Genomic DNA, 12,836 nt, shown 5'->3' with positions numbered 1-12,836 from the left:
TCCGCCCGTTCGCGACAGCGGACGACGGCAGCCGCTTCGGAGATGTCCATGCGAAACCGAATACCATTGGCCTCGAAAGCTGCGCCTGCGCCGACTGCGGAGGCGCCGGCATGAGCTTGCATTCCGTTCCGATTCCGCTTTGGGTGGTCATCGCGCTGTGCTGCGCGTCGTCGTTGTATGCGACGCTCGTGGCGCTCGTTCATCCGGGATGGCGCGCGTCGGCGCGGGCGTCGCGCATCGATGGCGACGATGCACGCGATATCGTCCACGCGCCGGTCAGCGTGCTCAAGCCGCTATGCGGCGCAGAGCCGCGCCTGTACGCGAATCTCGAGACGTTCTGCAATCAGACGCATCCGTCGTATCAATTGCTGTTCGGCGTCGGGAGCGCGTCGGACGCGGCGGCGCGCGTCGTGCGAACGCTGATGCGAAATTATCCGCGGCTCGATATCGAACTCGTGGTCGATGCCACGCCGCACGGCAGCAACCGCAAGGTGAGCAATCTCGCGAGCCTCGCGGCGCGCGCGCGTCACGATGTGCTCGTGATCGCCGACAGCGACATCGCCGTTCAGCCGGATTACCTCACGCGCGTCACCGCGCCGCTCGCCGATGCGAAGGTCGGCGTGGTCACGTGTCTGTATCGGGGCCGCCGTGTCGGCGGTTTCTGGGCGCGCATGGGCGTGCTTTTCATCGACAAGTGGTTCGCGCCTTCCGTGTATCTGGCGAACGCGCTCGATGTCGATGCCTTCGGCTTCGGCGCGACGATCGCCGTGCGGCGCGATGCGTTGTCGAAAAGCGGCGGCTTCGAAGCGCTGCGCGACATGCTCGCGGACGACTATCGGCTTTCGGAGCGCGTGCGCGCGCTGGGTTTGCGTACCGTGCTGTCCGACGTGGTCGTCACCACGGATGTGACCGAACGCGGCCTCGTCGCGCTATGGCAACGCGAGACGCGCTGGCTTCGCACCATTCGTTCGGTCAATCCGTCGGGGTTCGCCTCGCTGTGCATCACCATCACGACGCCCTGGCTCCTGACGAGCGGATTGCTCGGCTTACACCTCGATTCGAGCGGCGCGGACTTCACGCAATCGGTGGCGGACACCATCGTCGATCTGAGCACGTCGTTCGGATTGAGCGCACGCTTGCTGTTGCACTGGCGCACCGCGCGATCGATGCGCGCGTTCTGGCGCGACTTGCCGCTCATCCCTTTGCGCGACGCGCTGCTCATGCTCGAATGGTGCGCGGCGTGTTTCGGATCGAGCGTGCTGTGGCGCGGCTCGCGCGTTCCCGTCGATGATTCGAACGCGGCGAATCGCGTGCGCGAACAAAGCTCACCCGCCGTCGCCGATACAGGCGATGCATCCGACATCCACTAGCCCGTTTCCCTTGATCGCCAACGAGATCGCATCATGATGCAAACGCTCTTTCTGCAAGCGCCGTCGTTCGACGGCTTCGACGGCGGCGCCGGCTCGCGCTATCAGGCCAAGCGCGAAATCCGCTCGTTCTGGTATCCGACGTGGCTCGCGCAGCCCGCCGCGCTCATTCCCGGCAGCCGCGTGATCGATGCACCCGCCGACGGCCTCTCCGTCGAAGCCACGCTCGACATCGCCGCGCGATACGACCTCGTCATCATCCATACGAGCACGCCTTCCTTCTCGACCGATGCGCTCTTCGCGGAGCACTTGAAAGCGCGTGCGCCGTCGATTCGCATCGGCATGGTGGGCGCGAAGGTGGCCGTCGATCCGCACAACTCGCTTGCGGCCAGCGACGCCATCGACTTCGTGTGCCGCGAAGAGTTCGACTACACGTGCAAGGAAGTCGCCGAAGGCAAGCCTTACGCGTCCATTCAAGGGCTTTCGTATCGCTTGCCGGACGGGTCCATCGAACACAACGCGGCGCGCCCCGTCCTCGAAAACATGGACGAATTGCCGTTCGTCGCGCCCGTGTACAAACGCGATCTGAAGATCGAGAACTACTTCATCGGCTATCTGAACTATCCGTATGTATCGATCTATACGGGCCGCGGCTGCCGTTCGCGCTGCACGTTCTGCCTGTGGCCGCAGACGGTGGGCGGGCACCGGTATCGCGTGCGCTCCGTGGAGAACGTGCTGGAAGAAGTGAAGTGGATTCGCGACAACATGCCGGAAGTGAAAGAGATCATGTTCGACGACGACACCTTCACCGACTTCAAGCCGCGCGTCGAGGAAATCGCACGCGGTCTGGGCAAGCTCGGCGTCACGTGGTCGTGCAATGCGAAGGCCAACGTGCCCTATTCGACGCTCAAGATCATGAAGGAAAACGGCTTGCGCCTTCTGCTCGTCGGCTATGAATCGGGCGATGACCAGATCCTGCTCAACATCAAGAAGGGCTTGCGCACCGACATCGCGCGACGTTTCGCCGAAGACTGCCGCAAGCTCAATATCAAGGTGCACGGCACGTTCATTCTCGGTCTGCCCGGCGAAACTCGCGAGACGATCGAGAAGACCATTCAGTACGCAAAGGAAATCAATCCGCATACGATCCAGGTGTCGCTCGCCGCGCCGTATCCGGGCACGACGCTATATGCGCAGGCTGTCGAGAACGGCTGGCTGGAAGAGAACAAGGTGATCAATCTCGTGAGCAAAGAGGGCGTGCAACTCGCGGCCATCGGCTATCCGCATCTTCCGCGCGAGGACATCTATCACGAGCTGGAACGCTTCTATAAGCGCTTCTACTTCCGGCCGTCGAAGATATGGGAGATCGTGCGCGAGATGCTCACGAGCTGGGACATGATGAAGCGGCGCCTGCGCGAAGGCGTCGAGTTCTTCCGGTTCCTGCACGCGCACGAGGCGCATTGACGTGCGCGGCTTGATCGTCACGGCCGATGACTTCGGCCTGCATAAGCATGTGAACGAAGCAGTCGAACTCGCGCATCGTCAGGGCGTGCTGGACTGCGCGAGCCTGATGGTGAGCGGCGCGGCCGCGCGCGATGCGGTCCATCGCGCGCGCAGGCTGCCGCGCCTGCGCGTGGGCTTGCATATCGTGCTGGCCGATGGACTATCGACGTCGCCGGTCTACGAGATCCCCGCACTCGTCGATGCACACGGCCGCTTCGGCGATCGCATGGTGCGCGACGGCGTGCGCTTCTTCTTTCTGCCGCATGTTCGGCGTCAGTTGCGACACGAAATCCGCGCGCAATTCGAAGCGTTCGCCGCGACGGGTCTTAAACTCGATCACGTCAACGCGCACAAGCACTTTCATCTTCATCCCACGGTGCTTTCGCTGATACTCGAAATCGGCAAGGAATTCGGCATGCGCGCGATGCGTCTGCCTCGCGAGTTAGGCGGACCCGCGTTGCTCGCGCCGTGGACCGCGTGGATGAAAGCGCAATTGAGACGCGAAGGCATTGCGCATAACGACTGGGTCGCGGGCATCGCGGCCACGGGCCGAATGGACGAAGCGACGATGCTCGACGTGCTCGCCCGATCGCCCGAAGGCGTGCTCGAGCTATACAGCCATCCCGCCGTCGCCGGCGACGACGCACCGATCACCGCATCGATGCGCGACTATCGCCACGCGGACGAACTCGCGGCACTGTGCTCGCCGCGCGTGCGGCAAGCCATCGCTGCAACCGGCGCACGGCGCGGAGCATTTTCCGACGTCTTCGCCGTCGCATGATGTCGCTCGTCAAGCGACTCGCATGGCTGCGCTGGCCGATCGCACTGGCGTTATTGATCGCGCTCGCGCTGCACGAAGGCATCTTCGAAGCGTTCGCGCTCATCAAGCGTGCGGGGCCTGTTCTGCTGTGGCTCGTTCCGCTTCACGCGCTGCCGCTCGTGCTCGATGCGCGCGCGTGGCAAGTGCTGCTTCGCGATCGCCTGCCGTTGACGACGCTCTGGTGGATCGCGGTCGTGCGCGAAGCGGTCGGACGCCTGCTGCCCGTGCTCGGCATCGGCGGCGAACTGATCGGCATTCGGCTCGCGGCGCGCTATATGAGCGACGCCGCCGTCGTGAGCGCGTCGGTCATCGTCGAAACGCTCGTGACGATGGCCGTGCAATACGCGCTCGCCATGCTGGGACTCGCGTGCCTCTACATGACGCTCGGTCATGCAGACGGCCTGTCCGCGATCATCGCGTGGGGACTCGCCATGTCCTTGCCGGTTGCCGTCTGCGCATTCGTGGTCGCGCATCGCGGCGCACCGTTTCATCGGCTCGAAGCAATGGCCTGCCGATGGATCGGCGAGTCGCACAAGCTCGTCACGAAGCTCGACGGCAAGCGTCTGGACGCCGAAATCCGTTCGCTTCTGCAACGCACATCGCGATGCGCGTCTGCGTTCGCATGGCAACTCGCGGGCTATGTGCTCGGCGCATCGGAGATTTACCTCGGACTTGCGATGCTCGGGCATCCGGTATCCGTCGCCGGCGCGATAGCGATCGAAGCGCTGACGCAGTGCGTGCGCAATGCGTTCTTCATCATGCCGGCGGGACTCGGCGTGCAGGAGGCGACCATCGTGACCGTGTCGGCGGCGCTCGGCATCGAGCGTGAAGCGGCGTTGTCTCTCGCGCTGCTTCGACGCGCGCGCGAGTTCATCTGGGGCGGCATCGCGCTCACGCTTCTGCGCTTGCTGGGCGCGGCCGATGTGAAAGCGCGTTCAGGCGCGCCGGCCGGTCTGCCGTGATTATCGAATCATCACGATACCGACACGCCAAGCAGATGCCCGACGCCGAACGTGAACGCCGCAGCGGCCAGTCCGATCAGGATCTGGCGCACGGCGGAGAAAGCCGCGCCACGGCCGTTGAAGAGCGACGTGAACATCCCGATCGCGGCGAGCGCGAGGATGCTCAGCGCAATGCATTGAAGGATGGCGGACCGGCCTGAAGACCACAGAAAGGGCATGGCGGGAAACACGGCGCCCGCCGAAAACAGAAGAAACGACACCGCCGCCGCCGACCACGGATTGCCGCCGAGTTCCGCCGGATCGAGACCGAGTTCTTCGCGGGTCAAGGCATCGAGCGCCTTGTCCTTGTCGCGCATGATTTGCGCCGCCACGCGGCTGGCTTCGTCGCTGTCGAGCCCTTTGGCGCGATAGATCACGCGAAGCTCGTGCTCCTCGGCTTCGGGCGTGTGCTCCAGTTCGTCGGCTTCCTTTTGAATCTGCGTCCTCGCGAGTTCGCGCGCGTTGGTCACGGACAACCACTCGCCGAGCGCCATCGAACATGCGCCGGCGATGATGCCCGCGAGCGCCGTCAACAAGATGGATTTGTTCTGCGCGCCCGCCCCGGCGACGCCCATGATGAGGCAGAAGTTCGACACGAGTCCGTCGTTCGCGCCGAGCACCGCCGCACGAAGATCGTTGCCCGACGATACGCCCCGGTGCCACGACTCCGCACTGGCGATCTCATCGCCTTTGGTGGCTGAAGGCTTGCCCTCGTTGGCGAGCGACTGCACGACCTTCGCGTGCCGGTTTTCATCGGCTGACATCGTGGCCGTATCGGGATTGCCGGCGTATTTGTTGCGGTCGGCGAATTCGGCTGCAGCGAGCGACGGCAACACGAAGCGCGGACCGAACACGTGCACGAGTCCTTTCATCAGGACCGTCTTGAAGCTCGGTCCCGTGCGAACGCGCTGATGATTCGCGCCGAGCTTGTCCGCCCACACCTGCGCGTGCTGCTTTTCGGAGGCGGCGAGTTCATCGAACAGGCGCTTGCGATCAGGGCGTTTTTCGACACGCGCAAGCGTCTCGTACAGTTCCGCGCTGTGCAGTTCATCGGCGAGATTCAAGCGATACCGCCGCAGTTCGTGCTTCGATGCCATATCCGTGTTCCGTCGGATGAGACACACGACTGTAGCGCGAGGCTTGCGCGCACGCCGTATAACCCTCAAGTCCGCGATGACCGGAAATGGCAATAATTTGCATTCATGCACTCGGTCGCTTGAGTGCATGAAACATGCGACGGAGAGGCGCAACGTTGCGCCCTCTTAAGCATATCTTCAGCAGCGTCGGATAGACTCGGGGGCCCGTGTACGCCGAGTCATCCTTTCGAGGCAGCCATGAAACGCGATACCGTAGCGATCATTCGGGCACACCTGAAGACCGCTTGCGTTGCAGCGATGCTCATTCAGATCGCGGAACTCGTGAGCATCCAGATTGGGGGAACGAGCGAGACGGTGTTCGAGACGCTGCGGTTTCGACTGCTGGCGGGCACGATCATCGTTTTATTCGTTGTGCTCATGCGCGTGGCCAGCTATTTTGCGTATGTCGAAACCCAGTACCGCCGTTCCCCCGAAACACAGCGCTTCCTGATTCGCATGCATCATCGCTTCACGGGCCGCGAAATGCCAGGCTGAGCCATTACTGCTGGAATATTCACGATGCAACACGACAAACACCCCTCCACGCTTTCCAATGCCGCAACGCGCATCGCCGCCGGCGACGACCGAACGTCTTACGACCGCATTTCAATCGCGCTTCACTGGCTCACCGTCGTGCTCGTGCTGGCCCAGTTCGCGTTGTCGCAAGTCTGGGGCTTCTTCCCGCGCCCGACACGGCACGTTCTGATCGTCACGCACATGTCGTTCGGCATCTTGCTGACGGCGGTGATCGTCGTGCGAATCGTGTGGCGTCTGTCGCCGGGACATCAGGCGCCGGTCGCATCGTCCGGATGGGTGGAGCTTGCAGCCAAGGCCGTCCACTACCTGCTTTACGTGTTGCTGGCTGCGGAAGCCGTGCTCGGGTTCGTGCTGCGCTGGTCCGGCAATGAAGCGATGAGTTTCTTCGGATTACTGATCGCCCCGCCGTTCGCGCCGTTCAGCAAGGCGGCGCATCACACCATCGGCGAAGCGCACGAGTTCATCGGCTGGGCGATCATCGTGCTGGCCGCCGCGCACGCGGCAGCCGCGATGTTCCATCACTTCGTCGTGCGCGATGCCGTGCTCACGCGCATGCTGCCCGGATTGAAGCGGCGCTGAATCGCGCCCGGTTCAAGCCTCGACGCTGTCCGTCTCGCGCGCCGGCGCTTTCGCAACTTGCGCGCGCTGGCCTGCGGTCCAGTATTCGGTCCGCACGCCGATGTCATCGGAGACGAACGGGCCGCCGCGCGTGGCCCGATAATGCGCGAGCGCCTTATAAACGAGGCTTTGCCCGAGCAGCACGATCGGCACGTTGAGCAGCACCATGACGATGTTCATCAGGTCCGACAACGCCCACAGGTTCGGCAACTCCAGTCCGGCGAGCACGGTCAGCGCGCCGAACGGCACGAACACGAGCGATCCCACCACGCGAATGCCGGTAATGAAATGCCGGCTGCGCGAAATGAAGTTCGCGGATATTTCGGCGAACGAGATCATGCCGAGCAGCGTCGTGAACGCGAAGAGTCCATAGCAGACGCACATCACGATGCGAATGACATTGCCCGCCCACACCGGCACGAGCGCTTCGACCGACGCGAGATACACCGTGATCTTCGACGCGCGCACCGATTCCCACGCCTGACCATCCACGGTGCCGGTCCATACGTGCGCCATCACCACGATGAAGCCGGTCATCGTGCAGATGACCATGGTGTCGAAGAACACGCCGAGACTTTGCACGAAGCCCTGTTCGCAAGGGTGATCGTTGTCGGCGATGGCGGCGGCCATCGTGATGGTGCCCTGCCCCGCTTCGTTCGACATCAACCCGCGTTTGACGCCTTGCGCGAGCGCGGTGCCGATGGCGCCGCCGAACAGCGCATGCGGCGCGAACGCACCGACGACGACCTCACGAAAGAAGTAAGGAATCAGCGGCAAGTTGATGCCGATGATGACGAGCGACATCGCGCAGAAGAGCGTCGCCTTGATGGGCACGAGCACGTCGGTATAAGCGGTCACGCGCCGAATGCCGCCCATGATGATGAACGCGCACGCAAGCACGAGCCCCGCCGCGATGACGTAATAGACCGTCGATTGCCGCGCGAGATGCGTGCCGGCGACCGTATCGGCGATAGTGCCGATGGCCGTGAACACGTTAAACGTTTGCGGCGGAACGTTGAATAAAGCGTAGACGATGAACACGAGCGACAGGAACGTGCCAACGAAGCGCCGTCCGCCAAGAATGCGTCGTCCATAGAAGGGCAGGCCGCCGACGAATTCGTTCTGCTTCTTTTCCTTGAAGAGCTGCGCGAGCGTCGATTCCATGAAGGCCGTCGCCATGCCGAAGAACGCGGCGACCCACATCCAGAAGAGCGCGCCGGGTCCGCCGACCGAAATCGCGCCCGTAATGCCGACGATGTTTCCCGGTCCCGCGCGCATCGCGAGTCCGAGCATGAACGATGCAAGCGCGCTGACACCCGTGCTCGACGACTGTCTGCGCAGCATGGTGCGCACGATCTTGCGGACGTTCATCGTCTGGATGAAACGCGTGCGGATGCTGAAGTGAATGCCGACGCCGACGAGCAGCAGGATCGCGAATGGAAACTGCCCGAGCACGGGAATGCGCGAATACGCTTTGATGTTGGTGGGAAAGTCCCAGAGGAAGTCGGAGACGGGCGCGATGAACGCGAAGAATGCGTTCACGGATCGGAAAAGGTCATCCACGCTGGGCCTTTCTGTGTTGCTTCGAGCTGCTTACAGCAGGCATTCGAATTTGGGATATGAATAGCGCACGCGAAAACGCGCGGGCGGCTATTATACGGCCCTCCTTCGCAGCTAACCGCTCGCATCATCGGACGTGCAGGTCATGCAGGCATGAGATGAGCGCACGAATCCGGCGTTCCACTTCGCTTAGATCCTTCGATTCCGCGAGATACGACTCGCGGCGCTTGCACTCGGCTGCGGTGAACCACATGTCGATGAGACAGACGATATACGCAATCATGATGGGCCACTCCACGTTCGTCGTACCGCGGCCCATGTGACGAGCCGCGGCGCACGTCAACTTACTCAGCAGCGGGATTGAAGCCCGCGAAGACATCCGTGCCGCAATGAAGCGTGCGGCGGCGCAAGCCGGCCAGCGCCGCGCCGAGACGCTCGCCCTGCGCCTCGCTGACCATCCCGGTCAAGAGCTTTTCGAAGCGCGGTTCATCGATGCCGGACACGATGTACTGCCAGCGATACGCATCCAGCACGCCGGCATGCACGCGCGCCTCCTCGTCCTCGGACAACGCGCGATCGAGCAGCGCGAAGAAGCACTGAGCATCGGCGACGGCTTGCGCCTGCAGCATGCCGTCGATCGCGCCGACGAGATCGATCAGATCGCCGATGGCTTCATCACGCTCTGCACCGTCGACGCGCCCGTCCTCGCGCATCCACTCCAGTTCGTCGATGATCGCGTGCTGCGACTCTTCCTTCCAGTGAAACAGGAAGATGTCCTTGAAGAGCGGCGACATGCTGTCGTCGGTCTCCATGCTCTCGCGATAGTGCACCTGCGTGACGATTTCGATGCAACAGGTCAACGCTAGAATCGCCCACGTCGATTTGGTGAGGACGAACGCGGCGACGTCGTCGGCATTCGCCATGAAGCGGTAGCCGTACGGCATGACTTCGGCGGCCAGCGCCTCGACGCGCCGAAAGAGTTCCTGATGCTTCAGTTCCTCGTCGGTGAATCGCACGATCGCTTCGAACGCGGTCTGATCGGAAAGCGCGTGGCCGCGCCCGACGTCCATCATCTTCGCACCGATAAAGCGTTCGATCAGCCCGAACATGTTCGCGTAAGTACGGCCCTGAACCTGCGACATCAGACGCCGCTCGGCGGGATCGAGGAACGGCAGGCGGTCGATTTCCGTGAGGCCATCGGGCATGAATTTGTGCGACGGGTCGAAGCGGCGTCCGCGCAGGACGTCGCGGTCGATGTCCCATCGGATGCGCCGCGAAACCTCGATGCATCGCGCGTAGCGTTGTTGGGCGGTGGGCTGGGGAACGGCATTCATATGAGCTCCAGTGAACCTGTGCGTTGAGGAAACGACGGGTCGCCAGAGAAAGGGCTGCATTGCGTCACCGTCTGGAAGCCATTCTCCGAAGACGGCGCGCGGCAGACATGAGGCGGTTGTCCCGGTCGGCACCGGGACTTGAGCGCGCAATGGCCGTTAAGCGGGACACGTGTCCCGGTAGCGCACGTTGCTGGATTTCGCAGCGTCAGGCGGACGGCTGCGCATCGAAGCCCGCGCGCCTGGCAAGCACGATGGCCTGCGCGCGGTTCTCCACTTCGAGCTTCGAGAAGATGCTCGTGATGTGATTGCGCACGGTCTTCTCCGAAAGCGCGAGGCGCGCGGCGATCTGCGCGTTGTCGCGTCCGCCCGCGAGCAATTCGACGATATCGCGCTCGCGCGGCGTGAGTGTCGCGAACGCGGGATCGGCAATCGCCGATGCGGGCAGAAATCCGTGCACTTCTTCGCGCCAGCGCGTCCAGGCCGGCTCGCCTTCGAGCACGAGATGGTTGTCGCTTTCGAGCGGCACGAAGCGCGCCCCCGGAATGTTCCCGGCCAGCAGACGGCTCTCTTCGAAGGGCACGCGCGCGTCTCCGCTCGAATGCAGCACGAGCGTCGGGCACTGCACCTGCGGCAGCAGATCGACCACGTCGATACGATTGAAGACACGCATGATGCGCGCCGCGTTGACGGGCGTCGTGGTCAGCCGCTCCAGTTCGTTGAACCAGTGATGCTGCTCGGGCGTGCCGCCCGGAATGAACTGCGTCGTGAAGAATTGCCGGAACGCCGGATTGTGCTTGCCCCAGCCGAGTTCCGCGAGGCGCACGAGCATTTCGGCCTCTTCGCATTCGGCGGCGCTGCGTGCGCGGATCAGGCGTCCGCGAGCGTAGCCGCCGTGCAGCACGAGATGACTCACGCGCTCGGGATGCTTCACCGCGTAAGCCACCGCGATCGACGCGCCTTGCGAGATGCCGAGGAGCGGAAAGCGCGCGATGCCGCATGCATCGACGACGGTTTCGAGGTCCCACAGCCAGGCATCGAACGAAATATCGGCGACGTCGCGGTCGGAGAGTCCGCAGCCGCGCTGGTCGTATCGGATGAGGGTGTATCGGCTGCAAAGCTCCAGCATCAAATGGCTCCAGACCGGGCTCATGAAGTCCAGTTCCAGATGACTGAGCCAGTTGGCGGCCTTGATGAGCGGCGTACCCGAGCCACACGCCGCATAAGCGATGCGCGCGCCGTCGCTCGCCGTGCACAGGCGGATATGCTGCCGGGGCGGGGTTGAGCGCGGGGCCATCGGAGCGAAAGTATGTATGGAGTACGTACCTATGCGTGCCCGACAGCGCGCGGCCTTCGAGCGTTCCTATGCTCGCGCGCAATGGAATTGAAAGTCAAGAGGGTTGCAAATGTAGGGCGGGAAGTTGCAGTCGTCGGGTTCGCCTGATCGATGACGCATTGCGGCTAACGAGGAGCCTCCGGATGTACTACCGCCAAGCCCAGCCCCACTCCCGCGTTACCATACGTCGGCACGACACATGAAACGATGGTCATGAGGCGCGGAGACAGCTCATCGACGGCGCGGCGCGTTTGCCGCTCCCACGACGCGTCCGCCCAAACCAGGACGATAACGCGTGAACCAACGTGACGACCGAAGCGAAGCGCTCACCCAAAGCGACATCGACAGCATTTCTCCACCACGCACCGGGCTGACGCCGAACGACACGTCGTCCCTCACGCGCGACCCGAATCCGCTGCCCGCGCGCTCGCTCGCGATGGCGCTGTCGCTGGGGAGCGCCATCGCGCTGGGCTTCGCACGCTTTGCGTACGCGCTGCTGCTGCCGCCGATGAAGCAGGACCTCGCCTGGAACTTCGCCCAGGCCGGCGCGATGAACACGGCCAACGCGCTCGGCTATCTGCTCGGCGCGCTGGCCTTTGCACGCTTGTCCCGTCGATGGGCTTCGCAGTCATCGTTCGTCGCCGGCTGCATCGCGACGGCCGTGCTGATGGCGTGCAGCGGCGCCGTCATCCAAACCGACGCCCTGCTCCTCTTGCGCGTCGCCACCGGCGCCGCGAGCGCGCTCGTCTTCGTCAGCGGCGGCGTGCTGGCCGCGCGGCTCGCGTCGCTTTCGCCGCGCCAGGCCGGGCTCATCATCGGCCTGTATTACGGCGGCACGGGATGGGGCATCGTGATGTCGTCGATACTCGTGCCGCTCACCGTCGCGCCCGGCCCGCACGGCTGGCGCTTCGCCTGGTTCGCGCTCGCCGCAGCATGTGCCGCATGTTCGATCATCGGCGTGGCAGCGGCGCGGCGCATCGAGCGCGAACATCCGATCGCAGCGCCGGGTCGCACGGCCGACGCCGCGCACGAACGCGCCGTCCCACGACGACGTTTCGCCCTCGCGCTCGCGGGATACGCGTGCTTCGGCATCGGTTACATCGGCTACATGACGTTCATCGTCGCGCTGCTGAGAAACGCGGGCATGAGCGACGCCGTCGTCATCGGCTTCTATACGCTGCTCGGCGTTGCGACGATTGTTTCCGCGCGGATGTGGTCGGGGCTGCTCGATCGCATGCGCGGCGGTCAGGCGCTCGCGATCCTCAATGCGTTGCTCGCCGTGGCGACGGTCATCCCCGCCGTCGTCGCACATCCGCTCGCAGCGTTCGCGTCGGGCGTATTGTTCGGCGCGACGTTCCTGTCCGCCGTTGCATCGACGACCGCGTTCGTGCGGCACAACGTGCCCGCGAGCCAATGGGGAAGCGGGATCAACGCGTTCACGATCGTGTTTGCGTTCGGTCAGATCGTTGGGCCGACGGTCATCGGGCGCGTATCCGACAGCGCCGGACTCACGCGCGGCCTCGTTTATTCCGCGCTCATTCTCGCGGCCGGAGCGGCGCTGGCGGCGTGCCAGAAGCCTTTGAGCGATGCCGTCGCGAATGAATAAATCTATTCGTTCGGCATCCGA

General features: G+C 63.7%; 12 protein-coding genes. 7 read left to right on the top strand and 5 right to left on the bottom strand.

From position 1 onward, the window contains the following. Positions 1-110: 110 nt before the first annotated feature. The 4 genes from hpnI to NCR39_RS21285 are packed head-to-tail and all read left to right on the top strand — an operon-like array spanning position 111 to position 4,652. Positions 111-1,370, top strand: coding sequence for a bacteriohopanetetrol glucosamine biosynthesis glycosyltransferase HpnI (gene hpnI, locus NCR39_RS21300; RefSeq protein WP_250454058.1), 1,260 nt, complete (start codon positions 111-113; stop codon positions 1,368-1,370). Between the two features lie 36 nt (positions 1,371-1,406). Next, positions 1,407-2,831 carry a hopanoid biosynthesis associated radical SAM protein HpnJ gene (gene hpnJ, locus NCR39_RS21295; protein ID WP_250454374.1) on the top strand — a complete coding sequence of 475 codons (1,425 nt, stop codon included), beginning with the start codon at positions 1,407-1,409 and terminating at the stop codon, positions 2,829-2,831. A gap of 1 nt (position 2,832) precedes the next feature. Then, on the top strand, positions 2,833-3,651 hold the full coding sequence (hpnK, locus tag NCR39_RS21290) for a hopanoid biosynthesis-associated protein HpnK (RefSeq protein WP_250454057.1): 819 nt from the start codon (positions 2,833-2,835) through the stop codon (positions 3,649-3,651). After that, positions 3,648-4,652 (top strand): lysylphosphatidylglycerol synthase domain-containing protein, encoded by a 1,005-nt coding sequence (locus NCR39_RS21285; RefSeq protein WP_250454056.1) that lies wholly within the window; start codon positions 3,648-3,650, stop codon positions 4,650-4,652. Before hpnK ends, NCR39_RS21285 begins: the two co-directional genes overlap by 4 nt. Before the next feature lie 11 nt (positions 4,653-4,663). On the opposite strand, the gene NCR39_RS21280 is transcribed toward NCR39_RS21285, so the two are convergent. Next, positions 4,664-5,788, bottom strand: a complete 1,125-nt coding sequence (locus tag NCR39_RS21280) for a VIT1/CCC1 transporter family protein (protein ID WP_250454055.1) — start codon at positions 5,786-5,788, stop codon at positions 4,664-4,666. A 237-nt stretch (positions 5,789-6,025) separates the two neighbouring features. Between NCR39_RS21280 and NCR39_RS21275 the strand changes: the two genes are divergently transcribed. Then, entirely contained in the window at positions 6,026-6,322 is a 297-nt protein-coding gene (locus NCR39_RS21275) for a hypothetical protein (RefSeq protein ID WP_250454054.1), read from the top strand. A 24-nt stretch (positions 6,323-6,346) separates the two neighbouring features. Further along, complete coding sequence (locus tag NCR39_RS21270) at positions 6,347-6,943, top strand: cytochrome b (protein ID WP_250454053.1); 597 nt, start codon at positions 6,347-6,349, stop codon at positions 6,941-6,943. Positions 6,944-6,955: 12 nt separating this feature from the next. Here the strand turns inward: NCR39_RS21270 and NCR39_RS21265 are convergent, their stop codons facing one another. From NCR39_RS21265 to NCR39_RS21250, 4 genes are all read right to left on the bottom strand, one after another. Beyond that, the gene (locus NCR39_RS21265) at positions 6,956-8,545 is read right to left on the bottom strand and encodes an alanine/glycine:cation symporter family protein (RefSeq protein WP_250454052.1); all 1,590 of its coding nucleotides are present in this window, start codon (positions 8,543-8,545) and stop codon (positions 6,956-6,958) included. A gap of 124 nt (positions 8,546-8,669) precedes the next feature. After that, positions 8,670-8,861, bottom strand: a complete 192-nt coding sequence (locus NCR39_RS21260) for a hypothetical protein (protein WP_502800260.1) — start codon at positions 8,859-8,861, stop codon at positions 8,670-8,672. 25 nt (positions 8,862-8,886) lie between these two features. Beyond that, positions 8,887-9,876 carry a hypothetical protein gene (locus NCR39_RS21255; RefSeq protein WP_250454051.1) on the bottom strand — a complete coding sequence of 330 codons (990 nt, stop codon included), beginning with the start codon at positions 9,874-9,876 and terminating at the stop codon, positions 8,887-8,889. Positions 9,877-10,081: 205 nt separating this feature from the next. After that, the gene (locus tag NCR39_RS21250; RefSeq protein ID WP_250454050.1) at positions 10,082-11,170 is read right to left on the bottom strand and encodes an alpha/beta fold hydrolase; all 1,089 of its coding nucleotides are present in this window, start codon (positions 11,168-11,170) and stop codon (positions 10,082-10,084) included. 475 nt (positions 11,171-11,645) lie between these two features. On the opposite strand from NCR39_RS21250, the gene NCR39_RS21245 reads away from it, so the two are divergent. Further along, positions 11,646-12,815, top strand: a complete 1,170-nt coding sequence (locus NCR39_RS21245; protein WP_250454372.1) for a YbfB/YjiJ family MFS transporter — start codon at positions 11,646-11,648, stop codon at positions 12,813-12,815. Positions 12,816-12,836 lie beyond the last annotated feature (21 nt).

The organism is Caballeronia sp. ATUFL_M2_KS44 (assembly GCF_023630965.1).
Classification (GTDB): domain Bacteria; phylum Pseudomonadota; class Gammaproteobacteria; order Burkholderiales; family Burkholderiaceae; genus Caballeronia; species Caballeronia concitans.
Note: the sequence above shows the minus strand (reverse complement) of the source record. Positions and strands in the feature narration are given on the sequence as shown.